Source organism: Vibrio sp. 14G-20, from assembly GCF_026241515.1.
Classification (GTDB): Bacteria; Pseudomonadota; Gammaproteobacteria; order Enterobacterales; family Vibrionaceae; genus Vibrio.
In genome coordinates this window covers 211,177-236,297 of the sequence record NZ_JAPHPW010000003.1, presented here as the reverse complement: position 1 = coordinate 236,297, position 25,121 = coordinate 211,177, and the positions used below count along the sequence as shown (strand labels likewise).

The window sequence follows — 25,121 nt, the reverse complement described above, 5'->3', positions numbered from 1 at the left end:
GCTTAACCTCTACGCAATTTGCGCTTTCCTTTTATTTTTCGCTCTTTAAACGGCATTGCTAAAGATGCGAACTCTTTCATCGCTCGACGGTAAACATCTCGCTTGAAAGAAACAACTTGTCGAACTGGGTACCAGTAACTCACCCAACGCCAACCATCAAACTCAGGTGTACTTCCACGCTGCATATTGATATGCGATTCATCGCAATCTAAGCGCAAAAGGAACCACTTCTGTTTTTGTCCAATACAGACAGGTTTAGAATCCCACCGAACCAGTCGTTTGGGTAGCTTGTAGCGTAACCAATGACGACTTGTCGCGACGATCTTTACATCCTTTTTAGTAAGGCCAACCTCTTCATACAACTCGCGGTACATTGCCTGTTCCGGAGTCTCACCTTCATCTATTCCCCCTTGAGGGAATTGCCATGAATGTTGCCCGTATCGTTTAGCCCAGAAGACCTGACCATGGTTGTTACAGATTACAATACCAACATTTAATCGGTAACCATCGCCATCTATCACTGGCCAACCTCTATCTAAATTTTTAATTACTCTGATTTTTCCACATATCCCCAATCGGAGCAAACTTAGTGACGTGATAAGCGCTATATTTATGAATAATAACTAGGAATATGGATAAGTTTTGCTCAAATTCTAGTTACCCACACAATAGTGAGACATAGACCACATTTATTCACCTTTTCTGTGAATAACTATGTGAAGAATTACCCGCAATCGTTTTTTTTAATCCATAGATTCATCAACACCAAAAACGACAAATCAATCAAATTAATTTTATTTTCATATAAATCAGTTAATTAAAATAATATTTTGGTTTTAAAAAACATTGGAAATGTAAAAGATCTTTCAGAAATCTGACATGGTTAAAGATCAACCACTCCGATGTTTATCCACACGACCAAGTGAAAGATTCATTTTGAACCCCATTTGGCAAGCATTTTATCCACCATAAACCCCTGTTTATTTATCCACTAAATTAATATTTCAATTAATTACCTTTATGTCCTGTGGATAACCCTGAGTTTGATCCCTTTTCTCGCAAGGAGATCATTTCTTAACCAGTCGTCATTTGGTGATAACTTCTGATAAAATCGTTTTTTTGATCATGCCTTTTATTATGAAACCAGAACCACAAACACAACAAGAGCTGTTAGAGCGCGCGTATGCCATCGCCGGAATGACCTTTAAAGAGCTCGCCGACGAAGCCGAGATGGTGATGCCAAACGACCTTAAGCGTGATAAAGGCTGGGTTGGGCAGCTATTGGAATGGCACTTGGGTGCACCTGCAGGCAGTAAGCCAGAGCAAGATTTTGCCAAGCTCGGGATCGAGCTAAAAAGCATTCCGATTGGCTATTCTGGCAAGCCACTTGAGACCACCTTTGTGTGTGTTGCGCCGTTGATGGGCGTGCAAGGCATAACTTGGGAAACCAGCCACGTTCGAAACAAGCTGTCTAAGGTGTTGTGGATCCCTGTCGAGGGAGAAAGAGAGATCCCGCTAGCTGAGAGGCATGTAGGATCCCCATTATTATGGACACCTAGCCAAGCTGAAGACGAACTCTTGAAAAGAGATTGGGAAGAGCTGATGGAGTTGATCGTTTTAGGCAATGTTGAACAGATAACAGCAAGACACGGTGAAGCACTGCATTTACGTCCAAAAGCAGCCAACAGTCGCGTGTTAACTGAAGCTTACGGTGCAAGTGGAAAACCTATCAAAACTAAACCACGTGGTTTTTATCTGCGAACTCAATTCACCCATAAATTACTGACAACACATTACGCATAGATCGTTTAATCTAGACTCGATAGCCAAAACTATCAGTGCGTTACAAAACAGTCTGTAATTAGAATCAATCTCTCGCTACAAACGCCTCTTAATGAGGTTTAAGCGCCAGTTCAATATCACAGTAGCTTTGGCTTGGCTCATTACCAAACTCATCATAGGCGTTGTGTAAGCGAAGATACGCCTTTTCAAAGCCGAGCCGGAGTAACTCCTCTTTCACTTGATCCAAGGATCCAAAGTGAAGCGGCTCACCGTCTTGCTTTACCGGTTCTAGCTTGTGTTTGTACTCCACCGCCAATAGATATTCTGAAATATCAGAACAGCCAATAACGTACACTTTGGGTGTTTGATAAGAGTCTTTGTGCTCTCCATGTAACCACATGTCTAATTGATGCTTTTGCATAGCTGGCCTCCCTTGCTCTATAAAGCTTAGTAGAACTCTTTTCCTTTACTAGATAACGGCTTAAAAAAGCAAAAAAGAGAAGCAGGCGCTTCTCTTTTTTGGCCAGTTCTAGTTCAAAAGTTTGCACTTTCGACGCCATAACTATCACTGTTAATTATCTTAGGGGTTGAAAGGTGCTATCAACCCCGCAGATTACGTCGGTATTCGCGCACTTAAGACACGACGAAGGTGACGTACTCGACGCTCAATCGTGACGACTTCAGGTTCAGAAAAACCAATTGGTCGACCATCGGCTTCAAGGCCAATATCTCTTAATAAGTGGGTATTGTTCCATGGTAGATCATATGAACTACGACGAACTTTTCTTTGCCATTCTCGCTCTTCACGACGAAGATCGGCACGGATAAGGACTGTTGCTAATTTTAAATATACTGAGTGACGCATAATAACTCTCCAGTTGTTGAATCAACTGAGGAAAAATAGCGTGTTAGATAGTATGAGGGCTTCTCACTTAGCTGCTATTTTTCCGCAGCCAAATAAGGGTACGGATCTATTAGTTAGGTTTATCTTGGGTGTTTCGATCGGCCATGGCTGATGTTTGTGACATAACAGTCGCAATGTCAGTACACGGATCAAACGACGCGCAAATATGCTGTATAAAATCGAAATGTTTCATTTGCGCCTCCAAGCTAACTAAAAAATCCAAAAAGAAATAGGGTAGTAAAAGCAGACAAGTCTTTGTTAAATCGTTACTTTCACGGTTAAAGTCTAACCAAGTGAGTATATTATTCAACCGATAATTGGTTAACATTTTCAAAACAATGCATTCACCTAAAATATCAGTTGCATATTACTTTATATATAACATATTCACTATAATTATATAAAATCACAGCATATCTCTCTTAGTGACTGAGAGTTCATCTCTCGATTATTCGAACATAGACACAGCGATGAGCAACAAAAAAGCCACGCATGATGCGTGGCTCTTAAATTTACACTAACAGATTGAATGACTTAGAAGAGAGTTCTACACAACACCCTCAGAAATAAGACTGTGTTTATTCAGCAAACGGTACATCGTTGCTCGTGATACGCCAAGCTCCTTAGCCGCCAATGAAACCTGTCCACCATAAGACTCCAATACAATCAGCAATGCATCGCGCTCTGAACGTTCACGAATGCTTTTTAAGCTGCGGCGTTCATCATTCTGTTTTGGTAAATCAAGTTGGTGATCTTCGATGATCACCGCATCCGACATCAGAACAACACGCTTAATCTGATTCATCAGCTCACGGACATTGCCTGGCCAGTGATAGCGATTCATCGAACGAATAGCATCGTCTGAAAAACTCTTAGCCTGAGCATTAAACTCTTTCGAGTATTGACGTAAGAAATGATTGGCCAACACTGAGATATCACTAACCCGCTCTTTTAAGCTCGGAACCTGGATTCGCAGAACATTGATATAGTGGTAAAGCTCTTCATTGAAGTCCCCCTCAATCAATGCCTTTTCAATATCAGAAGAGTTAGCGGCTAGAATGCGAACATCCACCGATTTTGATCCAGCCTCCGTCTCGACCTTCCCTTCTTGCAAGAAGCGCAACAGATTCAACTGTTGATTGCGGGGCATCGCCAACACATCATTGAGTAATATCGTGCCACCGTCCGCCTCTTCCAACATACAGGGGGCAACATCAGATAGAGCTGAAATGCCAAACACTTCAGACTCAATTCTCATCTCAGACAAAGCTCGGCAATTGACCGTTAAAAATGGTTTCTGTGCTCGCGACGAGTTTTGGTGAATAGATCGTGCGATAGTCTCTTTACCAGCCCCGCTCTCGCCATAAATTAAGATACTGACATCAGTCGGCCCAATGCGCTTTACTTGGTCTCTTAGGCGCTTTACTGCCACCGAGTCGCCCAGCAAGCCCATATTGTTGTTAATGCCGTAGTTTGGCCATACTTTCTGCTCAAGCTTAAGCATGCCAAGCTGGTGACCTATGGTACTCAGTAGCTGTGCATCTGGAATGGGTGCCGTGAAAAAGTCGATACAGAAGTTAACGATAAACTGGCAGATCGTATCAGAGCTTAATTGCGATTCACGAATAAAGGCGAGCCATCTCACCTGTTTGTTATTGCTCACAAGGTTAGCAATACCGTTGAGGCTGAACTCATCATGGCTAAGGTCCACAATACCAATGCATGGGCCTATGTCGGCAATCAATGCATCGGCTTTTCGTAAATCTGCACACTGGGTACACTGCCAACCCACTTGTTCTAATACAGATAACCAGGGTTCGTACGCACCACCAACGACGATAAGAGAACCTGGTAAGGAATCCATCTTAAATTGAGTTCCCATCCTTCTTCCTTATTCTATTTTTATTTAAATCAGGCTAATACGAGTCACTGCTTCATCGTTCGATAAAAATGCCGCGAGATCGTATTCAGCGCAGAGACGTATAGTAGTGAGACTATCTTAGATTTTTTGTCTCAATAGTAAGACTATGTCAGAAATAATGATTTTTCGAATCAAGAGTGCGGTACAGGCAAGGTTTTGGACACTTAGAAACAGAAAAAGCCACCCGAAGGTGGCTTTTAAATTGAATCGGCTATTACAGCCTGTCAGCGAAAATTACGCTTGAGGACGCATTGCCGGGAACAAGATCACGTCACGAATTGTGTGCGTGTTAGTAAATAGCATCGCTAGGCGATCGATACCAATACCTTGACCTGCTGTTGGCGGTAGGCCGTGCTCTAGTGCAGTAATGTAGTCTGCATCGTAGTACATAGCTTCGTCATCACCCGCGTCTTTCGCGTTAACTTGTGCTTTGAAACGCTCATCTTGGTCTTGTGCATCGTTAAGCTCAGAGAAACCGTTCGCTACTTCACGGCCACCGATGAAGAACTCAAAGCGGTCTGTGAAGAATGGGTTGCTGTCGCTACGACGAGCCAGTGGAGAAATGTCCGCTGGGTAACCCGTGATAAACGTTGGTTGAATTAGCTGAGGCTCAGCCGTTTCACCAAAGATCTCTTCAAGAAGCTGACCACATGTCCAGAACTTCTCAACGTACAGACCCACTTCTTCTGCAATTTTAACCATCAATTCTCTGTTCTGAAGATCGTCTTCAGTCAGAGCTTGGATGTTTGCATTTTCAGGTGTGTAGTGTTTGATTGCATCGAACATGCTCATGCGAGCGTAAGTGCCACCGAACTCAACCGTTTCGTCGCCGTAAGGCATAGAAGTAGAACCAAGAACGTCCATAGCGGCTGTGCTTAGCATCTCTTCCGTTAGATCCATTAGATCTTTGTAGTCAGAGTACGCTTGGTAGAATTCCATCATTGTGAATTCAGGGTTGTGACGTGGAGACAGACCTTCGTTACGGAAGTTACGGTTAATCTCGAATACACGATCAAAACCACCAACTACTAGACGCTTAAGGTAAAGCTCAGGTGCAACACGTAGATACATGTCGATGTCTAGTGCGTTGTGATGAGTGATAAATGGACGTGCTGTTGCACCGCCTGGGATCACGTGCATCATTGGCGTTTCAACTTCTAGGTAGCCTTTTGAGCTCATGAAGTTACGGATTGAAGACACAAGCTTAGAACGCACGATAAATGTGTTACGAGAGTCTTCGTTCACGATTAGGTCAACGTAACGCTGACGGTAACGCATCTCTTGGTCAGTTAGACCGTGGAACTTCTCTGGCAGAGGACGAAGTGCTTTCGTTAGCAATTCAAACTCTTCCATGTTCACGTAAAGGTCGCCTTTACCAGACTTGTGAAGCGCACCTTTAACACCGATGATGTCACCGATATCTAGGCCTTGGTACTTCTCTTTTAGTACTTTTTGAACGTCTTTCGCTGCGTATGCTTGGATACGACCAGAAGTTTCTTGAATCGCAAGGAATGGACCACGCTTCGCCATAATACGACCAGCGATCGCAACGATGTGGTTAAGCTCTTCTAGCTCTTCCTTAGTCTTCTCACCGAATTCTGCTTGAAGGTCGCCAGCTAGGTGCTCACGACGGAAATCATTTGGGTGACCGTTAGCTTTGCAGTTCAGGCGGATGTGATCCAGCTTGCTGCGGCGCTCAGCGATTAGTTTGTTCTCTTCAGGTGAAGAAGCTTCTTGTGCGTTTTCGTTTTGAACAGCATCAGTCATTAGAGATGTACCCTGCTTTTATAATTTGGACAGCTATATTTTTTCAAATATAGGCATTTTTACCAATATTATTGGTAAAGCTTAATAGTTGGTAAAGCTTACAGACCTGATTTCAGGCTAGCTTCAATAAACTTGTCTAAGTCACCGTCAAGAACCGCTTGAGTGTTACGGTTTTCGATGCCGGTGCGCAGATCTTTGATACGAGAATCATCCAGTACGTAAGAGCGGATTTGACTGCCCCAACCGATGTCTGATTTCGTTTCTTCGCTCGCTTGTTTTTCAGCATTTTGTTTTTGAATCTCAAGTTCAAAAAGCTTAGCACGTAGCTGCTTCATCGCTTGATCTTTGTTCTTATGCTGCGAACGGTCATTCTGACACTGAACCACGGTGTTAGTCGGAACGTGAGTAATACGTACCGCTGATTCCGTGGTGTTTACGTGCTGACCACCAGCGCCAGAGGCACGGTATACATCAATACGTAAGTCAGAAGGATTAATGTCGATCGTAATGTTGTCATCAATCTCAGGATAGATAAACGCAGAGGCAAATGAAGTATGACGACGACCACTTGAATCAAATGGTGACTTACGAACTAGACGGTGAACACCAGTCTCTGTACGTAACCAACCGTAAGCGTACTCACCAGAGATACGTACCGTTGCACCTTTAAGGCCAGCAACATCACCATCAGACACTTCGATAACTTCAGTCTTGAAGCCTTTCGAATCTGCCCAACGTAAGTACATACGCAACATCATTGAAGTCCAGTCTTGAGCTTCTGTACCGCCCGAGCCTGACTGTAAATCGATGTAGCAATCTGATGCATCGTGATCACCAGAGAACATACGACGGAATTCCAGCTTCTCTAGCTTAGCTTCAAGCTCGGCGAGTTCTGGTTCAATCTCATCGAACGTTTCTTGATCTTCTTCTTCAACCGCAAGCTCTAATAGGCCATCAACATCCTCAACGCCTTGGTCAAGTTGGTCGATTGTTTCTACTACCGCTTCCAATGCAGAACGTTCTTTACCTAGCGCTTGAGCACGCTCAGGTTCGTTCCATACATCCGGTTGTTCTAATTCTGCGTTTACTTCTTCTAGACGCTCTTTCTTAGCGTCATAGTCAAAGATACCCCCTCAGGATATTTGTGCGCTCAGACACATCCTGCAGACGGTTTTTTATAGGATTGATTTCAAACATTTTAGCTCATCATTTATGAGTAGAATTTAACCGAAGAATTGTACTCAAAAGTGTGACGGAGATACAGAATTTTTTAGAGCGGTGAACCAAGATTCAATAACTTAATGGGATATAAAATTGACAGGCAGAAAAAACACGTAAAATTTGTAAGGGAAGGAAAGAGAACAAGCTCTATTTTTGAACAGAGCTTGTTGAATTTGGCGCTATATGATGAGAATTGTTGAGTCTAAAAAAGAACTATTTGGCCTCGATGTAATCAATCATCAGCTGCAAAGATTGGTTGCCACGAAACTCGTTAATATCGAGCTTAAATGCAAGGTGCACAGTTTTCACCGAAGCATCAGGCCAGCGGCGTAGGTCCACATTAAAGGCGATACCATCAATCATCACATTGGTCGGGTGACCTTTGTAGAGCGGCTCCAACATCAACTTAAGATGTTTTTCACCCACCAACTTTTGATGCAGTACTTTAAATTCACCATCGAAGATTGGCTCAGGGAAAGCTTGTCCCCACGGACCACCTGAACGAAGCGTTTCGGCGGTGTGCATTGAGAACTCTTCAGGTAACAACTCACCATCAGACAAGATAATGCCCTTCAGTGCTGTTTCTCCAAGCTCATTCTTCACGACATCGTTAAACAGCTTGCTGAAGCGATCAAAGTCCTTTTCCATGATGGTTAAGCCTGCCGCCATTGCGTGGCCACCAAACTTAAGAATCAAACCTGGGTTTTGAGTGTCGATTCGGTCCAACGCATCACGCATATGTAAACCCGGAATCGAACGACAAGAGCCCTTTATGCTCCCTTCCCCACCATCAGCGAAAGCAATCACCGGGCGGTGGTATTTATCTTTGATGCGCGAAGCCAAGATACCAATCACACCTTGATGCCAATCACGCTGGAACAACGCTAAACCCGAAGGCAGATCGTCTTTACCAAACTCAAGGCGCTCACAAAAAGCCATCGCTTCTTGCTTCATACCCTCTTCGATCTCTTTGCGGGTCTGGTTCAAACCATCGAGCTCACTCGCCATTCGACGCGCAGCATGGATGTTGTTGCTCATTAGCAGCTCAACACCAAAAGACATGTCATCCAGTCGGCCAGCCGCATTAATACGAGGGCCAAGTGCAAAACCAAAGTCAGACGCCACCAAGCGCTTAGCATCTCGCTTAGCAATTTCGATCAAGGCTTGAATACCCGGACGAGCTTTACCCGCACGAATACGTTGTAAACCTTGATGCACCAAGATTCGATTGTTCTCATCAAGAGGAACCACGTCGGCAACCGTACCTAGTGCCACAAGATCAATCAGCTCCATCAGCTTAGGCTCGGTCATTCCACGCTCTGCAAACCAATTCAGCTTACGCATGTGAACACACAGTGCCATCATCAAATAGAACGCGACACCAACACCCGCTAGAGCTTTCGAAGGAAAAGCACAACTCTCAAGGTTTGGGTTAACCATCGCATCGACCATTGGCAGTTCATTGCCCGGCAAGTGATGATCGGTAACCAGAACCTCTAGCCCCTTCTCTTTAGCAAAGCGAACACCTTCAATTGAAGAGACACCGTTGTCGACCGTCATGATCACTTCAGCACCAAGCTCTATTGCCTGTTCGACAACCTCCGGGCTCAAACCATAACCATCTTCAAAACGGTTTGGTACTAGATAATCGACGTTAGAGCTGCCGAGCATACGTAACGCTAAAACAGACAGCGCCGAACTGGTCGCGCCATCGGCATCAAAATCACCAACAATGATGATGCGTTTTTGCTGCTGAATCGCTTTGAACAACAGCTCAACTGCTGCATCTATGCCGCCCAGTTTCTGATAAGAGTGCAAGCCTTTCGCAGCAGTCTCAAGTTGGTCAGCACTGTCGATACCACGACTCACATAGATGCGCTTTAACAAGTCAGGTAAGTGAGTAGGTAAAACTGAAATGTCGACCTCAGGACGGCGTTGGATCTCTATCATATAAAAATGGGCCCGATATCAATCAGGCCACTCCTTAAATCAAAAACATGGGGGACAAATTAGCAATACAGAAACGAGATTATTGCTCTAAACGTTGAAGAAGTTGTGCTGGCGGTAAGTAACCACTCACCAACTCACCACTTGCTAGCACGATAGCCGGTGTGCCATTGATGCCAAGCTCACGACCCAGTTGGTATTGTTTAGCAATGATCTGCTTTTGCTCTGCTAGGTCTTTACCAGACGCTGGCATTTGACGGTTTACTTTAGCGTCATGCATCGCTGTTTTTGGATCATCTGACGCCCAGATTGCTGCCATTTGATCGGCAACTTGCCCTGTCGCGCCTTGGCGTGGGTAAGCCATGTAACGAACGGTGATACCCAGATCGTTGTAGCCCTGCATTTGGCTGTGCAGACGAACACAGTAGCCACACGTAATGTCAGTAAATACCGTTACAACATACTTTTCGTTATCGGCTTTATATTCGATAACCGTATCCGACATCGCCGCAACTTTTTCAGCATTCAACGGAGCTTGACGCTCAGCCAAAACATCACTGAACTTACCGTTGTCATCCAAAGAGTAAAGTGTACCGGCTAGAAAGTGATCGCCCTCTGGAGAAGAAAAGATAATACCGCTGTTCGTTTGAACCTCTAACAGACCATCGATATCCGAAGGAACAATCTTATCAACTTTAATACCGATTTTTTCAAAACGCTTAGTTAACGCAGCTGTATCAATAGCTTGAGCTGGAGCAGCTTCTACGGCTGTTGATGTTGTTTCTACTTTCGCTTCTGATGCATTACATGCAGTAATCATAAGAGGAAGCGCTAGTAGAGGAAGACGGCGTAATACGCTCATTAAGTTCACCTTAAAAATAAATGGATTTAAGCACGTGGGTGATGCTGCGCGTGAATTTGCTTCAGCCTTTCAGTCGCCACGTGAGTATAAATTTGGGTTGTCGATAAGTCACTATGCCCAAGTAACATCTGTACGACCCTGAGATCTGCGCCATAGTTCAGTAAATGCGTCGCAAAAGCGTGTCTCAATACGTGTGGTGACAACAGCTCTGTGTCGATCCCAGCGACGACCGAGTAGTGCTTGATACGATACCAGAACGTCTGACGGGTCATTTGCTTGGAGCGTTTACTCGGAAAAACCACATCAGAACTGTTTTCACCAAGTAGATGTGGACGACCTTGTTCAATAAAAGTCTCTATCCAATCCACCGCATTTTCACCCATGGGTACCAAGCGCTCTTTACCACCCTTACCAATAACACGCACCACGCCCTGTCTTAGGCTGATGTTTTCCATCGTCAAACTAACCAGTTCTGTCACACGCAAACCGGTTGCATAGAGTAACTCAAGCATCGCCTTATCGCGAAGCTCAATCGGATCGTTCGGATCTGGCGCATCAAGCAAAGCATCAACCTGCTCTTCGCTCAAATCTTTCGGCAAGCGTTGCGGCAGCTTCGGGCTAATCAACAAGGCGCTTGGATCATCGCCTCTGATTTTCTCGCGGTGTAAATATTGGAACAAGCGACGAATCGCCGACAACATACGAGCACGAGAAGTCTGCTTAAAATCAGCGTCGGCTAACCAGCCTTGATAATCCTGTAAACCTGAAAGGCTAATGAAGTCGAGGCGGTAATTGTTCTTTTCCATCCACGCTAATAACTTGGACAAATCGGTACGGTACGAGACAAGCGTATTCTCCGATAATCCTCGCTCCATCCACATAGCATCTAAAAACTGCTCAACGAGACCGTGGTCTGCGCTCTGCCCTTGAGGCGACTGCATAGTGTTACTCACAATATTGGAAACTGTTTTGAGAGTATGCCAGAGCAAATATGAATGCCATAAAAATTACGACTTGAGCGGATAATCGCTGCAATCGAAGTCGATTTATGGTTAGAATTCGCCATCTGAAATTAAAATCGAACGTTTGCTATGAAAATTGGATTATTTTACGGCTCAACCACCTGCTACACAGAAATGGCAGCAGAGAAAATTCGCGGCATTATTGGTGAAGACCTAGTTGATATCCATAACGTGAAAGAAACCCCTCTTTCATTGATGGCGGACTACGACCTTTTATTGCTGGGCATCTCGACTTGGGACTTCGGTGAAATCCAAGAAGATTGGAATGAACTGTGGGAAGACATCGCAACCACGCCAATGAAAGGCAAGGTTGTGGCTCTGTTTGGTTTAGGTGACCAAGAAGGCTACGGCGAATGGTTCCTAGATGCGATGGGTCTATTGCATGATGAACTGAAAACCGCGGGTGCAGAGTTTGTTGGCTTCTGGCCAAACGATGATAGCTACGAGTTCGAAGCGTCTAAAGCGTTAACGGAAGACAAATCACAATTCGTTGGTTTGGCGCTTGATGAAGATTCACAATACGAATTGAGCGACGACCGTATCGCAAGCTGGGTAGAACAAGTTCTGGTTGAGTACAGCGAAAAGCTATAAGCGCATATTCACACTCGAAGAGCTGTTCATATATAGAAACACACAGAATACAAAAAGGCCTCATTACTGCGAAGTAATGAGGCCTTTTCTATTTCATCTCGAAGGACAATCTAATCTCAACGGAAGATTAAACAGTCTCTTCAGCCATCTCTTGTTCTGTTGATTTACCAACGAAGAACATACAGATGATTGCAGCAGTTGTTGGAAGCAACCAACCCATACCGATCTCAAACAGTGGCAACATCTTAAGTGCAGACACGTCTACACCCGCTACTTTAGCGCCATCAATAAGAGCAAACAGCAGTGACACTAATACCACTACGCGGTAAGCCGCTTTTGGATTAGGGAAACGGCTACGCAAGAATGTCAGAGCAACCAACGCGATAGCGACTGGGTACAGTGCAAACAGTACTGGAACAGACAGAGAAATCAGTTGAGAAAGGCCAACGTTCGCAACGGTTGCACAAGCGACACCGTTGATGATTACCCAAGTCTTGTAAGACAGAGGCGTTAGCGAGCTGAAGTAATCAGAACATGCTGACACAAGGCCAATCGCCGTAGTTAGACACGCTAATAGTACGATCACAGAAAGCACTAGCTGACCAGAAGGACCAAACAACGATTGAACGTATAGGCTTAAGATAGCGCCGCCATTGTCTGCACCGGCTGCGACTGTTGCACTTGTTGCGCCTAGGAAGAATAGAGAGATGTAAACAAACGCTAGACCTGCTGCGGCAATGCAACCAGCGCTGATCAGGTACTTAGTCGTCGCTGCACGGTCAGTAATGCCCTTGCTACGAATCGCATCAACAATCAGCATACCAAACATCAAAGAAGCAAAAGTATCCATGGTGTTGTAGCCTTCAAGGAAACCTTTGGTCAGTGGTTGAGTGATGTACTCACCGTGAGCCGCAAGAATATCGCCTTGAGGGTTAACGAATACAGCAATCGCCAGTACAACCAAACCAACGAACAGTGCAGGTGTTAGTACCTTACCAATGACGTCAATAAGCTTACCTTGCGACCATGAGAAGAACATCGCTACTACAAAAAATGCAATCGAAAAAAGCGTAAGGTGAGCTTGAGAGGCATCGATGAAGAACGGTTTCACCGCCATCTCATAGGCAACAAGGCCAGTACGCGGTGCAGCAAATGCAGGACCGATAATGATAAAGATCAGCACAGCCATGATGGTTGCAGCTTTCTTAGGAAGATCTTTAGTTAAGTGACCCCAAGAGCCACCAGCCACTGCGACCGCGACGATAGTGATTAACGGCAGACCAACGGCAGTCAGCAGAAAACCAGACATAGCGGGAAGGAAGTGATCACCGGCTAATTGGCCAGCTAGAGGTGGGAAGATGATGTTACCCGCACCCAAGAAAAACGCAAAAAGCATAAAGCCCAATGCCATTATATCTGTTAGTTTTAGACTCTGTTTCACAGATAATCCTTAGTTATATTTATGAGTTTATGTTGTGCTTACATGAATGTTACAGCTCAAAGCTGCCAATCAATCTATAAAATAGTCGCGCATAATGACGAAACAACTGACTAGCTGCAAGTCACCACACAAAAACACCATATAAATTTGCATATGAGAACAAAAAGCAGTGGATTCCACTAGCTATAGAAAAATAGCCACAATTATAAACTAACCATAATTCACAACAATAGTTTCCCAAGCAGAACATTGATTCATACAAGCGGTTAACATTAGAGCTAATCACTTAAAATATCTCGATACTCAGAACATTAATGAAAGACAAAACAGTGCAAACTAAAAGCTTCAATTTTAAGCAATTCTCAATTTACGGCGGGCAAAGCGGCATGCCAGTCAGTACCGATGGCGTATTACTTGGCGCGTGGGTAAGCCTGCCACAAAGATCATGTGTACTCGATATTGGAACAGGAACAGGTTTGTTGGCCTTGATGGCTACGCAGCGTTTTGAGGATGCTTTAATCTCTGCGATAGATATTGATCAACACGCCATTGATGCTGCCACAGTCAATATTGAGCAGTCGCCTTGGCAAGATAGAATATCCCTTTATCACGGCAGCGTGTTAACGGCGGATTTTCCACAAAGGTTTGATGCAATCATCTGTAACCCGCCCTACTTCAACTCTGGAGAACAGGCTCAACAAAGCCAAAGAGCCACCGCCAGACACACAGACAGCTTAGATCACTTTGATCTTGCAAAGCGTTGCTTCGAGATAACAACCGACTCTGCGACGGCCAGCTTCATACTGCCAACTCCAGAGGGAGAAGGCTTCATCAAACTTGCCGAGCAATGTGGTTGGTACCTAGCAAAACGCCTTGATGTGAAAACAACCGACAAAAAACCGGCAATTCGAGTTCTGTTTGAATTGTCTAAAGATCCTGCTTGCGAGCAAGATTTGAAGCGTGAATCGCTTACGATCCATCACGATGGCGGTTATAGCGAGGCATTTATTGCCCTTACTAAAGATTTTTATCTCAAGATGTAGCAAATACCATGTGATCCTAATCACTAATGCTTCTATAATGTCCGACTACTCTTTTTTATCGTCTGCTTTTTGAGGCAGAAACATTTATTGCTTGTGGAGAAACAACAGTGATCAGAACCTTTGCAGAACTCGATCTAAACCAAGAGCTGCTTAAAGCAATTGACGAAATGGGCTACGAACGCCCTACACAGATACAAGCTGAAGCTATCCCACAAGCGTTAGATGGAAGAGACGTTTTGGCTTCTGCGCCAACAGGTACTGGTAAAACAGCATCATTTGTATTGCCAGCACTGCAATACCTACTGGATTTCCCACGTAAGAAATCTGGCCCTGCACGTATGCTTATCCTGACGCCAACGCGTGAGCTAGCAATGCAGATCACCGAACAAGCACGTGAGCTTGCTAAATACACTAGCCTAAATATCTTCACGATCACGGGCGGTGTGATGTACCAAGAGCACGCAGAGATCTTAAGTACAACTCAGGATATCGTAGTCGCAACACCTGGTCGTCTGATGGAATACATTGAAGGTGAGCGTTTCGATTGTCGTGCGATTGAATGGTTAGTTCTGGATGAAGCAGACCGCATGCTAGACATGGGCTTTGGCCCGGTTGTGGACCGTTTATCAGCAGAATGTCGCTGGCGTAAGCAAACTTTACTGTTCTCAGCAACGCTAGAAGGTAAAGGCATTGAAGGTTTCACTGAAGATCTGCTGAAAAACCCAGCGGAGATCGATGCGAAATCATCACTTCGTGAACGTAAGAAGATCACTCAATGGTATCACCGCGCCGATTCAGCGAAACACAAACTTGATATCCTAAAACATATCATCACAGAGCAAGCTGAACGCAGCATCATCTTCTTGAAGACTCGTGACCGCCTAGGTGACCTTCGAGCTCAACTAGAAAGTGCACAGATCCCGTGTGTATGGATCCAAGGTGAAATGCCTCAAGATCGTCGTAACAACGCTATTGCTCGTTTCCGCGATGGTTCTATCAACGTACTGCTGGCAACTGACGTCGCAGCTCGTGGTATCGACCTTCCAGATGTGAGCCACGTTATTAACTACGACATGCCACGTACAGCAGATGTCTACCTACACCGTATCGGCCGTACGGCTCGTGCAGGTAAAAAAGGTAACGCGGTTTCTATCATTGAAGCACACGATCAGCTAATGATTGAACGTGTTGCTCGTTACACTGAAGATGCGATCAAAGAGCGCTTCATCGAAGGCATGCGCCCAACGCATAAGAAAGCCGCGGTAACGAAGAAGAAGAAACCGAAGAAAGAAGACAAGAAAGCGGTAGCGAAGCAAAAAATTGCTAAGAAAAAGAAAATCGCTAAGAAAAAGAAAGCCGTTAAGAACAAGTAATCTAACCGCCTTTCTATGATTCAATAAAAAGCCCCATGCAGTTATCTGCATGGGGCTTTTTCTATCTAATGGGTATCTCGCCGTATAGCGTGACGACTATTAATCGATAGCGTCTAGTTTTGTTCTTCGCGCTTGAAGACCAACTCTTTCGCGTTCGACTCTTCTTCAACGAAGTAATAACCCGCCGTATCAAATTGGGTCAACGCTTCAACTGAATCGATTTTGTTCTCAATGATGTACCGAGCCATCATGCCACGCGCTTTTTTCGCGTAAAAGCTGATCACTTTGTACTGGCCATTCTTGCAGTCTTTAAAAACTGGCGTGATGATTTGACCATCAAGGCTCTTCGGCTTCACTGCTTTAAAGTATTCGTTAGACGCTAGGTTGATCAACACATTGTCGCCTTGGGCATTCAACGCTTCATCCAGCTTGTCTGTGATGATATTGCCCCAGAACTGGTACAAGTTAGTACCACGAGCATTCGCTAAGCGTGTGCCCATCTCTAGGCGGTAAGGCTGCATCAAATCTAACGGCTTAAGCAAACCATATAGGCCAGAAAGCATGCGCAGATGATTTTGTGCGTAGTCAAAATCTTCATCCGATAGCGTTTCAGCGTCTAGGCCAGTGTATACATCGCCCTTAAAGGCTAGGATTGCTTGGCGTGCGTTGTCTTGGGTAAAGGTCTCGCTCCACTGCTCAAAGCGCGCTACGTTCAACCCTGCGATTTTATCGCTGACTTTCATCAGTGCAGAAATATCCACTGGCGTCAGCTTACGGCACTCTTCAATCAACTCAGCAGAGTGTTCAACAAACTCAGGCTGACTAAAGCGTTCAGTCGCTATTGGTGATTCGTAATCAAGTGTTTTGGCTGGAGAAACGACAACTAACATAACTTTACCCTAATCGGTTATCTAACTGGATGCTGCTAGAGTATAGAAAAAACATCAACTTGTCTTTATGACTATTCCTATTACTTTAATAGGGAGAATGAGCTTCGATAGGGGGAATGAGCTTTGGTAGACAGAATGAGACAAATAACAGACAAAGAAAAAGGCTAAGGTCGAAACCTTAGCCTTTCTAATCGTTTTAGGATGAGCGATTTATCGCTCCAACAAGACTACTTCTTGTTGTTGTCCCAAATACCGTCTTCCAGTTGAGACTTAAGCTCTGGGAAGTCATTCGAATCGAATGTTGGTACTTTACCCGCGTCTAGTTGGCGGTTGTAGTCTTTCGCTAGCTTAATCACGATGCCCGATAGCAGGATAATCGCCACCAAGTTAACAATCGCCATTAAACCCATCGATACGTCAGCCAGAGCCCATACCGTTGGTAGTGTCGCTAGAGAGCCGAACATAACCATACCCAGAACAACAATACGGAACAGCACTAGGCCTTTCTTGTTGTTGTGCTCAAGGAAGATAAGGTTCGTTTCAGCGTACGAGTAGTTTGCAATGATTGAAGTGAAAGCGAAGAAGAAAATCGCTACCGCTACAAAGATGCCGCCCCATTCGCCAACTTGTGCTGTTAATGCACGTTGCGTTAGTTCGATACCTGTTACTTCACCGTGTGGTACATACTCACCAGACATCAGGATGATTGCTACTGTTGCTGAACAGATAACAATGGTATCCATGAACACGCCTAGCATTTGCACGTAACCTTGTGATGCTGGATGCGGTGGGTAAGGCGTAGCAGAAGCTGCTGCGTTTGGCGCAGAACCCATACCCGCTTCGTTCGAGAACAAACCACGTTTGATGCCGTTAATCATCGCTTGTGCGATTGCGTAACCTAAGCCACCCGCCGCTGCTTCTTGCAGACCGAATGCACTCTTGAAGATAAGAGCCAGTACTTCAGGCACTTTCTCAATGTTTGTGAACATCACGTACATAGCGATCGCTAGGTAAGCCAATGCCATGATTGGAACGATAATTTCTGCTGTACGTGCAATCTTACGGATACCACCGAAGATAACGAATGCAGAGATAATTACGATACCAACACCAACGTAGCTACGCTCAAGGTCAAATGCTGTGTTCATTGCGCTTGCAATCGCGTTTGCTTGAACCGCGTTGAATACAAGACCAAATGCAATGATTAGGAAGATAGAGAATAGAACCCCCATCCAACGCATGCCTAGGCCTTTCTCCATGTAGTATGCAGGGCCGCCGCGGTAGTTACCTTCGTTGTCACGCGTTTTGTATAGCTGTGCCAGTGTGCTTTCTGCAAACGATGTTGCCATACCTAGCATTGCGATTAGCCACATCCAGAAGATAGCGCCAGGGCCACCAGCGGTTAGAGCTACAGCAACACCTGCCATGTTACCCGTACCGACACGAGCAGCGAGACTAGTACAAAGAGCTTGGAAAGAAGAGATACCAGCACTGTCTGCTTTACGGCTGTTTCTAAGAACAGAGAACATGTGGCCGAAATGGCGGAATTGAATGAAGCCTAGTCGTACAGTGAAGTAGATACCCACACCAACCAGTAAGTAAACTAAGATAGATCCCCAAAGGAGATCGTTCATCAAATTGATTAAGTCTGTCACGTGAACCTCGTAATTGAGTTTAAGCACCGATCATGCTTCCTAGCCTTCCTCTTAATCGCCTATGCCTCTGTCAATGTTGTGTCGGCACTCTTGTTATATTCTTGCAGCGATTGAGACTGTAAATGTCGCTTCATGCATCCATTTTACGTATCAGTGTATTTTTTGACGGGCGGATAATGCAGCGAGACGGCCTAAAAATCAATATGCAAATACACTTATATTAAAATGACATTTCACTAATAACACACCTTTTGTTAACACAACTTTCAACAATACAGTCCAATAAAAGTCACATCATCGGGACATAATATCAACAACAGCCACAGCACCGCCCCAACAAGAACATCATCCTATAAAAATGACGTCAGCCTAGGTTTTACAAGGTATAGTGAAGATCTTCGTTTTTTTCTAGGCCAATGATATCCCTATACCGCACGGCACCATGTGCACTTAAATGCATTGTAGTCAAAACGCTATTCCATTCGCACAATGAATTAACATTCAATAACCCCCAATTTAATCGTTTACTTAGGTTTGTTTGCTTATTTTTTATACATAATAATTCTCACAATGTGTGAGCATGCATAAGAAAATAGAACAAAAGCTTCATAGATTTGAAACAAATGAGAAACAAATCAAAGTTATTGTGAACCTAAATATGATATTTATTGGTTCGTAAGAACTAGTCCCACGGAAGGAGATATGGCTTATGGATAGCTTTCAATTCGATGAAGTATCAGAACTAGAAATGCCTCGTGTAACTCAAAAATCACGCTCGAAACCACTCAAGCGTAAGTGGCGTGAAATCGAAGCCATCAACGATCGTAGGCAGCTTGAGAAAGAGCTGAGAGAGATGAACCTAGGTCTTGATTTTAGCCTTGACGATATAAAGCTTTAATCAGCACGATAAGAAATCAGATAGCAAAAGGCACCTATATAGGTGCCTTTTTTATTTTTTGAGGTAGTTAATCCGCTCAAAGCGACATTTGGAAACCAACCCTCTAAATATAGAGGACACCTAAAAATAGGTGCGTTTCAACATTAAAACAGGCTAAACGCACTCTTGTTCATTTTGTCGAACGCGAGCTGCGAGCTGGCGATATTGGTCAGCAATCGTGTCCCCAAAAACAGGGTCGTCTTCTGGTTGAAGCCACTGTGACTCGACCTCTTGCCAATCTTTCACCGTGAATGCATCAACAATCATTGGCAACACATGCTTCTCTTCATATTCCATGTGCTTACGCTGAGCTTTCACAAAGCTCTCAAGTTGGTCAATGAACACCTGTTGCGGCACCACAGCATCTTGGAGAATCATATCAACCACGCCTAAGAAGTCGGCTGTTTTCTCAGATAGTAACTGATGCTCGAGCTCCAAGTCCTCAATCGCTTGGTCACTACCATATTGCTTAAGGTAGTAGCGATAAATGACGTCTTCTTTAGGGTGATGTACTTTGTCTGAGTGGTTCATCAAGTAATGAACCACCTCGGCGATCAGGCTATAGTTAATTTCTCGCTCCTGCTTGAGGAACTCTAACTTATTGTTGAGTATCGCGAGTAAACGAGCCATATAGCCATGCTCTCGTCTTATCCTTTCAATCATCATAGTATTGCACTCCATTACACCTACTATTTATAAGTGTATACGAATGTGCTGATTTATGATTTGACCCTGCTCAGAAAACCACCAACCTACTCTTCTGTTGGTAAACTCCAGTCAATAGGTTGTTGATCCATAGAAGAAAGCAGCTTGTTGGTTGTAGAGAAGTGCTGACAACCGAAGAAGCCACGGCGTGCCGATAATGGCGATGGGTGAGGTGCAACCAACACATGATGCTTGTCGTCATCAATCGCTTGGCCTTTCTTCTGGGCGTGTGCGCCCCACAACAAAAAGATGATCGGTTCAGAACGCTGATTAAGCTCAGCAATAATGGCATCGGTAAAAGTTTCCCAACCACACTTAGCATGTGAGTGTGCTTTTGCCTCTTCTACGGTAAGGACTGTGTTCAACATCAACACCCCCTGCCGTGCCCAAGAATCGAGGTAGCCATGACTAGGGATCTCAAAGCCTTCTATATCTTGTGCGAGTTCTTTGTACATATTACGCAGAGACGGTGGGATTTTAACGCCAGGTAGCACAGAAAATGCTAAGCCATGAGCTTGGTTAGCGCCGTGATAAGGATCTTGCCCAAGGATAACCACACGTACAGACCCAAAAGGCGTCATATCAAAGGCACTGAACATCTGATCTTGTGGCGGGTAGACGGTTTTGCCACTATTACGTTGCTGTTCAACAAACGCGAGGACACTCTGAAAGTACTCTTTGTCACGTTCATCATTAATAATGGATTCCCAAGTCTTTGGTGCGCTCATCGTTTTACTTCCCAATCATCAAGGTTTCTAGCGGCTTTCGCCAGACAAAAAAATAGCTGTATCGGCTAACTGTCCTAAATAAGGCTCTAGTTATACCTCATACAGCTATCAATAAACATGATGTGTAGGGTTCACTTGTTGATGAATCATAATAATCAGTTCAAGTTGTGTTTATCTCGATTAACCACTTTTCTGCTGTGTACGATGGTGGCCGTGGTTATGAACGTGACGGTTTGGTGTTGGTAAACGGCGTGCGACAGCAATAGTTGAAGTTTGGGTGATTGAATACATAAAGGCACCTCCTCTAAGACATCGTGAACTACATATTCACTTTAATACTATGAAAGAAAGGTGCCAATTATTAGAAATAGACGGAAATAAATTTTCCCCTCTATTATTACGCTTCTTCGCTCGCTAGCGTTGCTGAGCGATGAAACATTCTAAGTTGTTGAATTTCCTCTTTCCAGATGGTCGAATCAATGGTTTCCAAGATAAGAGGGATACCATTAAAGCGAGAATCAGAGGCAATATACTCAAAACAATCCCAGCCAATTTCGCCTTTTCCTAAAGAATGGTGTCGATCGACTCGGCTCGCGAACTCAGCTTTTGAATCATTGATGTGCATTGCTCTTAGATAGTGCATACCCACGATGCGGTCGAACTCAGCAAAAGTATGCTCACACGCCTCTTTTGTACGTAAGTCATAGCCAGCAGTAAACGTATGGCAGGTGTCTAAGCACACACCAACACGTGACTTATCTTCTACCTGTTCAATAATCTTTGCTAGATGTTCAAACTTCCAACCCAGATTAGTGCCCTGCCCAGACGTATTCTCGATCACTGCGATTACGTCAGGTGCCGCTTGATGAGCTAGGTTGATCGATTCAGCGATCTTCGCCAAACATTCGCTTTCTGAGATTTTCTTTAAATGACTCCCAGGATGAAAATTCAAAAGCGTTAATCCAAGTTGATTACAACGCTCCATTTCATCAATAAAAGCCGCGCGTGATTTCTCTAGCTTCTCTTCTTCTGGTGCTCCTAGGTTAATCAGGTAGGAGTCATGAGGAAGAATGTGTTCAGCACCGAAGCCCAACATTTTGCAATTGGCTTTAAAGGCACTAATGGTTTTCGCTTCTAGCGGTTTTGCCGCCCACTGTCTCTGGTTCTTGGTAAACAGCGCAAACGCATTAGCACCTATTTCACGTGCACGCATAGGTGCCTGATCAACACCACCAGCAGCCGACACATGAGCGCCAATAAACTTAATATTTGTTTCCGGTTTTGAGGATGAATTATTGTTTGTCATTAAATCACTTTACACTTTCAGAATGCTTAATAAATAAAGGGTCGTATCGGTTGTAGTTCAATAAAAACACAACAAATGTAGTAAACTTACAACAAATTAGACTGTTAAATATTTTTTATACTTTAAAATATTTTGTAATTACTTTGTTTTCAAAGGTTTTATTGATTTACCTCAATATAATCACCTTTGTAAAATTATGGTTTTTGGTTGTTTTTTGACTTAAATCAATGTTAACCTTACTGATATTAGGTATATATTACCCAGCTCAATAAAAATCGAAAGTTAACACCATAATCAAACCACATTCAGTGGACTAGGAGATAGTTATGATCCAAGGTATTCAAATTACTAAAGCAGCAAACGATGGCCTACTAAACTCAATCTGGCTACTAGATAGCGAGAAGAATGAAGCTCGTTGTGTTGTTGCTACTGCAGGTTTCGAAGCTGACCAAGTTATCTCAGCTGCAGACCTAGGCGAGTACGAAAGCCGTGAAGTTGCAATCGAAGCAGCACCTCGCATCGAAGGTGGCCAACACCTAAACGTTAACGTTCTTAAGCGTGAAACGCTAGAAGACGCAGTTGCTCACCCAGAGAACTACCCACAGCTAACTATCCGTGTATCGGGTTACGCTGTACGCTTCAACTCTCTAACGACTGAACAACAACGTGACGTTATCGCACGTACGTTCACTGAGTCTCTATAATTTTTTAGAGCTTGAATTAGAATACAAAAACGGCGCTCATTGAGCGCCGTTTTTATTTGTTCAAAAAACAAATGTACGTTACGGTTGAACTCGACGAAGTACCGCTTTTAGTGCTTCAAAATCGTTATCTAGATCTTCAGACAACAACTCCATCGCCGCGTGTTTTGCTAACGGGCCAGGCAGTTCAATGTCAGAACCTAGGATGTCATCAACCACTTCTTTGAACTTCGCTGGGTGCGCTGTGCATAGGAACAAGCCAGTTTCGTTCTCTTGCAGTTGCTCTTCCAATAGACGGTAAGCAATCGCACCATGTGGTTCACATAGGTAACCTTGTGCTTTTAGGTCGCGTACTGATTCAGCGCTCTGCTCGTCAGATACTTTACCTTTGCCTAGTGTATCTAAGCCCCAACCTTTCAGTTGGCAAAGCTCTTCGATACGAGGCCAGTTGTTCGGTTGACTTACGTCCATTGCGTTCGATGTTGTCGCAACGGTCGGTTTTGGATCCCACTGACCTGTTTCTAGGTAACGAGGAACCGTGTCATTCTCGTTGGTTGCAGCAATGAAACGCTTCACTGGTAGGCCAAGCGCTTTCGCTAATAGACCAGCCGTTAGGTTACCAAAGTTACCGCTTGGTACCGAGATAACGAGGTTTTCACGTTGCTCTTTAGTCAGCTGAGAAGCCGCTTCAAAGTAGTAACAGATCTGAGCCATTAGACGACTGATGTTGATAGAGTTTGCCGAGTTAAGGCCAATCTCTTTACGCAGTTCAGCGTCATCAAATGAGTCTTTAACCAGTGCCTGACACGCATCAAAGTCGCCATCAATTGCAACAGTGTGAATGTTCTTACCCAGCGTACAGAACAGCTTCTCTTGCAGCGGGCTGATCTTGCCTTTCGGGTAAAGGATCACAACGTTGATGTCTTCCATGCCGTAGAAAGCATGCGCAACCGCCGCACCAGTATCTCCTGATGTTGCCGTTAAGATAGTGATTTGACCACCATCTGAAACTGCTGCTAAAGATTGAGCCATAAAGCGGCCACCGAAATCTTTAAATGCCAGTGTTGGACCGTGGAAAAGCTCAAGTGCGTAAACACCGTCTTTTACTTGGTTGATTGGCGCAGGGAATTGGAACGCTGCGTCCACCATCTGGTCAATTTGCTCTTTCGACAGTTCATCACCGATAAGCGCCGACAAAATCTTTGAGCTACGAGGGACAAAGTCCTCTGCTAGCAACGCATCGATACCATCAAACTTTGGCAGCTCTGATGGGAAAAATAGACCTTGATTACGGCCTAAGCCTTGACGAACGGCTTGGCCAAAAGAGACTTGTTCATCATTTTCTTTGATGTTGTACAGTTTCATAACTCACTTCCTGTAACGATCGAACCTTGCTTATCTAGGCGACAAACGTGAACGAATCCTTCTTCATTTTGTACGTAATTTTGTTCTAACCAGCGTGCAACACGCTCGGCGACATCTTGTTCTTTGCAAATGCTAAATAGAGTTGGGCCACTACCAGAAATCCCAGTAGCCAATGCACCTGCCGACAGCGCGTATTTACGAGCGTCAGCAAACCCTGGAAGCAGTTTCTCACGATATGGTTCAGCGATCACGTCTTTGATCATCTTCGCCGCCAGTTCAGGTTGACCTGAGTGACATGCGTGGATAAAGCCCGCTAAGTGGCGACCATGAGCAATGATATCCTGACGACGATACTGAGATGGTAGGATCTCTCTCGCTTCCGCCGTAGATACTTTAATGCCCGGATAAGCCATCACCCAGTACCAGTCATCAAAACATGGGACTTCTTGGCTAATGATGCCTAGCTCTTCAAGCATAAGCTGCACGCCACCAAGGTAACATGGCGCAACGTTATCGTAGTGAATACCGCCTGAAATCTTACCCTCCATTTCGCCCATCAGAGCAAGCAGTTCAGTTTCATTCAGTGGTTGACCGTGAAAACGGTTTAGCGCATCAAGCGCCGCTACGATTGAACATGCACTTGAACCTAAACCAGAACCGATAGGCATGTTCTTTTCGAGTGTCATTTCTAAAGGCTTTAGCGCAACGCCTTTTTTATCAAGCTCTCTAGAGAACACCACCCAGCAGTCGTAGACGATGTTTTCTTTGGCTTCAGTCGGCAGCTTAGAAACAAAGCTGCCTGCTGTTTTAAGTGAGAATGGTTCATCACCTGCTTTAACCATAACTCGGTCACCCAGCAGTGTGCCATCCACTGGAGACACCGCGGCCCCCAGCACATCAAACCCTACACTGACATTACCGATTGATGCAGGAGCATAAACGACAACATCCATATCACTT

23 protein-coding genes are annotated in these 25,121 nt (G+C 44.5%); 6 read left to right on the top strand and 17 right to left on the bottom strand.

What is annotated here, in order from left to right:
• Positions 1 to 2 precede the first annotated feature (2 nt).
• Complete coding sequence (rppH, locus tag OQJ75_RS04155; RefSeq protein ID WP_017059335.1) at positions 3 to 521, bottom strand: RNA pyrophosphohydrolase; 519 nt, start codon at positions 519 to 521, stop codon at positions 3 to 5.
• 616 nt (positions 522 to 1,137) lie between these two features.
• Here rppH and mutH point away from each other — a divergent pair.
• Complete coding sequence (gene mutH, locus OQJ75_RS04150; protein ID WP_048606845.1) at positions 1,138 to 1,803, top strand: DNA mismatch repair endonuclease MutH; 666 nt, start codon at positions 1,138 to 1,140, stop codon at positions 1,801 to 1,803.
• A gap of 88 nt (positions 1,804 to 1,891) precedes the next feature.
• Here the strand turns inward: mutH and OQJ75_RS04145 are convergent, their stop codons facing one another.
• From OQJ75_RS04145 to xerD, 8 genes are all read right to left on the bottom strand, one after another.
• Positions 1,892 to 2,203: a DUF6482 family protein gene (locus OQJ75_RS04145; RefSeq protein ID WP_004735016.1), complete on the bottom strand. Its 312-nt coding sequence runs from the start codon at positions 2,201 to 2,203 to the stop codon at positions 1,892 to 1,894.
• 192 nt (positions 2,204 to 2,395) lie between these two features.
• A complete protein-coding gene (locus OQJ75_RS04140) occupies positions 2,396 to 2,647 on the bottom strand; it encodes a hypothetical protein (protein WP_004735015.1) in 252 nt (83 codons plus the stop codon).
• 586 nt (positions 2,648 to 3,233) lie between these two features.
• Positions 3,234 to 4,568 carry a cyclic-di-GMP-binding transcriptional regulator VpsR gene (gene vpsR / locus OQJ75_RS04135; RefSeq protein ID WP_265971138.1) on the bottom strand — a complete coding sequence of 445 codons (1,335 nt, stop codon included), beginning with the start codon at positions 4,566 to 4,568 and terminating at the stop codon, positions 3,234 to 3,236.
• A gap of 273 nt (positions 4,569 to 4,841) precedes the next feature.
• Positions 4,842 to 6,374 carry a lysine--tRNA ligase gene (gene lysS / locus OQJ75_RS04130; protein WP_017110548.1) on the bottom strand — a complete coding sequence of 511 codons (1,533 nt, stop codon included), beginning with the start codon at positions 6,372 to 6,374 and terminating at the stop codon, positions 4,842 to 4,844.
• 98 nt (positions 6,375 to 6,472) lie between these two features.
• Positions 6,473 to 7,571 (bottom strand): peptide chain release factor 2 gene (gene prfB / locus OQJ75_RS04125; protein WP_100208942.1). Its coding sequence is split into 2 segments (ribosomal slippage): positions 6,473 to 7,495 and positions 7,497 to 7,571, totalling 1,098 coding nucleotides; the frame shifts between segments, so codons are not numbered across the junction.
• A 237-nt stretch (positions 7,572 to 7,808) separates the two neighbouring features.
• Positions 7,809 to 9,545, bottom strand: coding sequence for a single-stranded-DNA-specific exonuclease RecJ (gene recJ / locus OQJ75_RS04120; protein ID WP_265971130.1), 1,737 nt, complete (start codon positions 9,543 to 9,545; stop codon positions 7,809 to 7,811).
• A gap of 79 nt (positions 9,546 to 9,624) precedes the next feature.
• A complete protein-coding gene (locus OQJ75_RS04115; protein WP_057621955.1) occupies positions 9,625 to 10,404 on the bottom strand; it encodes a thioredoxin fold domain-containing protein in 780 nt (259 codons plus the stop codon).
• 26 nt (positions 10,405 to 10,430) lie between these two features.
• Positions 10,431 to 11,345, bottom strand: a complete 915-nt coding sequence (xerD, locus tag OQJ75_RS04110; protein WP_050648715.1) for a site-specific tyrosine recombinase XerD — start codon at positions 11,343 to 11,345, stop codon at positions 10,431 to 10,433.
• Between the two features lie 150 nt (positions 11,346 to 11,495).
• On the opposite strand from xerD, the gene fldB reads away from it, so the two are divergent.
• The gene (gene fldB / locus OQJ75_RS04105) at positions 11,496 to 12,017 is read left to right on the top strand and encodes a flavodoxin FldB (protein ID WP_048606779.1); all 522 of its coding nucleotides are present in this window, start codon (positions 11,496 to 11,498) and stop codon (positions 12,015 to 12,017) included.
• Between the two features lie 127 nt (positions 12,018 to 12,144).
• Here fldB and brnQ read toward each other — a convergent pair whose 3' ends face one another.
• Complete coding sequence (gene brnQ, locus OQJ75_RS04100) at positions 12,145 to 13,458, bottom strand: branched-chain amino acid transport system II carrier protein (RefSeq protein ID WP_019820574.1); 1,314 nt, start codon at positions 13,456 to 13,458, stop codon at positions 12,145 to 12,147.
• A gap of 314 nt (positions 13,459 to 13,772) precedes the next feature.
• Between brnQ and OQJ75_RS04095 the strand changes: the two genes are divergently transcribed.
• Both OQJ75_RS04095 and srmB read left to right on the top strand, forming a co-directional pair.
• Positions 13,773 to 14,501, top strand: a complete 729-nt coding sequence (locus OQJ75_RS04095; protein WP_248388225.1) for a tRNA1(Val) (adenine(37)-N6)-methyltransferase — start codon at positions 13,773 to 13,775, stop codon at positions 14,499 to 14,501.
• Between the two features lie 107 nt (positions 14,502 to 14,608).
• Complete coding sequence (srmB, locus tag OQJ75_RS04090; protein ID WP_265971129.1) at positions 14,609 to 15,874, top strand: ATP-dependent RNA helicase SrmB; 1,266 nt, start codon at positions 14,609 to 14,611, stop codon at positions 15,872 to 15,874.
• Between the two features lie 113 nt (positions 15,875 to 15,987).
• Here srmB and yaaA read toward each other — a convergent pair whose 3' ends face one another.
• Together yaaA and OQJ75_RS04080 are read right to left on the bottom strand one after the other, a co-directional pair.
• Positions 15,988 to 16,764 carry a peroxide stress protein YaaA gene (gene yaaA / locus OQJ75_RS04085; protein ID WP_265971127.1) on the bottom strand — a complete coding sequence of 259 codons (777 nt, stop codon included), beginning with the start codon at positions 16,762 to 16,764 and terminating at the stop codon, positions 15,988 to 15,990.
• Positions 16,765 to 16,991: 227 nt separating this feature from the next.
• Complete coding sequence (locus OQJ75_RS04080; RefSeq protein ID WP_265971194.1) at positions 16,992 to 18,419, bottom strand: alanine/glycine:cation symporter family protein; 1,428 nt, start codon at positions 18,417 to 18,419, stop codon at positions 16,992 to 16,994.
• A 709-nt stretch (positions 18,420 to 19,128) separates the two neighbouring features.
• Between OQJ75_RS04080 and OQJ75_RS04075 the strand changes: the two genes are divergently transcribed.
• The gene (locus OQJ75_RS04075; protein ID WP_017059319.1) at positions 19,129 to 19,317 is read left to right on the top strand and encodes a DUF3545 family protein; all 189 of its coding nucleotides are present in this window, start codon (positions 19,129 to 19,131) and stop codon (positions 19,315 to 19,317) included.
• A 153-nt stretch (positions 19,318 to 19,470) separates the two neighbouring features.
• Here OQJ75_RS04075 and OQJ75_RS04070 read toward each other — a convergent pair whose 3' ends face one another.
• The 3 genes from OQJ75_RS04070 to nfo all read right to left on the bottom strand — a co-directional run bounded on the left by OQJ75_RS04070 (position 19,471) and on the right by nfo (position 22,095).
• Positions 19,471 to 20,022, bottom strand: a complete 552-nt coding sequence (locus OQJ75_RS04070) for a hemerythrin domain-containing protein (protein WP_026084176.1) — start codon at positions 20,020 to 20,022, stop codon at positions 19,471 to 19,473.
• An 86-nt stretch (positions 20,023 to 20,108) separates the two neighbouring features.
• Positions 20,109 to 20,789, bottom strand: coding sequence for a uracil-DNA glycosylase (ung, locus tag OQJ75_RS04065; RefSeq protein WP_265971123.1), 681 nt, complete (start codon positions 20,787 to 20,789; stop codon positions 20,109 to 20,111).
• Positions 20,790 to 21,186: 397 nt separating this feature from the next.
• Complete coding sequence (gene nfo / locus OQJ75_RS04060) at positions 21,187 to 22,095, bottom strand: deoxyribonuclease IV (RefSeq protein ID WP_265971122.1); 909 nt, start codon at positions 22,093 to 22,095, stop codon at positions 21,187 to 21,189.
• Positions 22,096 to 22,421: 326 nt separating this feature from the next.
• Here nfo and grcA point away from each other — a divergent pair, with 326 nt between their 5' ends.
• Positions 22,422 to 22,799 (top strand): autonomous glycyl radical cofactor GrcA, encoded by a 378-nt coding sequence (grcA, locus tag OQJ75_RS04055; protein ID WP_265971121.1) that lies wholly within the window; start codon positions 22,422 to 22,424, stop codon positions 22,797 to 22,799.
• 78 nt (positions 22,800 to 22,877) lie between these two features.
• Here grcA and thrC read toward each other — a convergent pair whose 3' ends face one another.
• Together thrC and thrB are read right to left on the bottom strand one after the other, a co-directional pair.
• Complete coding sequence (gene thrC / locus OQJ75_RS04050) at positions 22,878 to 24,161, bottom strand: threonine synthase (protein ID WP_265971119.1); 1,284 nt, start codon at positions 24,159 to 24,161, stop codon at positions 22,878 to 22,880.
• Positions 24,158 to 25,114 (bottom strand): homoserine kinase, encoded by a 957-nt coding sequence (thrB, locus tag OQJ75_RS04045; protein ID WP_048615050.1) that lies wholly within the window; start codon positions 25,112 to 25,114, stop codon positions 24,158 to 24,160. Before thrB ends, thrC begins: the two co-directional genes overlap by 4 nt.
• Positions 25,115 to 25,121 lie beyond the last annotated feature (7 nt).

Bases quoted from the DNA above. Each gene is read 5' to 3' on its own strand.
- mutH (WP_048606845.1), top strand. From the start codon at position 1,138: ATGAAACCAGAACCACAAACACAACAAGAGCTGTTAGAGCGCGCGTAT.
- OQJ75_RS04145 (WP_004735016.1), bottom strand. From the start codon at position 2,203: ATGCAAAAGCATCAATTAGACATGTGGTTACATGGAGAGCACAAAGAC.
- OQJ75_RS04140 (WP_004735015.1), bottom strand. From the start codon at position 2,647: ATGCGTCACTCAGTATATTTAAAATTAGCAACAGTCCTTATCCGTGCC.
- vpsR (WP_265971138.1), bottom strand. From the start codon at position 4,568: ATGGGAACTCAATTTAAGATGGATTCCTTACCAGGTTCTCTTATCGTC.
- lysS (WP_017110548.1), bottom strand. From the start codon at position 6,374: ATGACTGATGCTGTTCAAAACGAAAACGCACAAGAAGCTTCTTCACCT.
- recJ (WP_265971130.1), bottom strand. From the start codon at position 9,545: ATGATAGAGATCCAACGCCGTCCTGAGGTCGACATTTCAGTTTTACCT.
- OQJ75_RS04115 (WP_057621955.1), bottom strand. From the start codon at position 10,404: ATGAGCGTATTACGCCGTCTTCCTCTACTAGCGCTTCCTCTTATGATT.
- xerD (WP_050648715.1), bottom strand. From the start codon at position 11,345: ATGCAGTCGCCTCAAGGGCAGAGCGCAGACCACGGTCTCGTTGAGCAG.
- fldB (WP_048606779.1), top strand. From the start codon at position 11,496: ATGAAAATTGGATTATTTTACGGCTCAACCACCTGCTACACAGAAATG.
- OQJ75_RS04095 (WP_248388225.1), top strand. From the start codon at position 13,773: ATGAAAGACAAAACAGTGCAAACTAAAAGCTTCAATTTTAAGCAATTC.
- yaaA (WP_265971127.1), bottom strand. From the start codon at position 16,764: ATGTTAGTTGTCGTTTCTCCAGCCAAAACACTTGATTACGAATCACCA.
- OQJ75_RS04075 (WP_017059319.1), top strand. From the start codon at position 19,129: ATGGATAGCTTTCAATTCGATGAAGTATCAGAACTAGAAATGCCTCGT.
- OQJ75_RS04070 (WP_026084176.1), bottom strand. From the start codon at position 20,022: ATGATGATTGAAAGGATAAGACGAGAGCATGGCTATATGGCTCGTTTA.
- ung (WP_265971123.1), bottom strand. From the start codon at position 20,789: ATGAGCGCACCAAAGACTTGGGAATCCATTATTAATGATGAACGTGAC.
- nfo (WP_265971122.1), bottom strand. From the start codon at position 22,095: ATGACAAACAATAATTCATCCTCAAAACCGGAAACAAATATTAAGTTT.
- grcA (WP_265971121.1), top strand. From the start codon at position 22,422: ATGATCCAAGGTATTCAAATTACTAAAGCAGCAAACGATGGCCTACTA.
- thrC (WP_265971119.1), bottom strand. From the start codon at position 24,161: ATGAAACTGTACAACATCAAAGAAAATGATGAACAAGTCTCTTTTGGC.
- thrB (WP_048615050.1), bottom strand. From the start codon at position 25,114: ATGGATGTTGTCGTTTATGCTCCTGCATCAATCGGTAATGTCAGTGTA.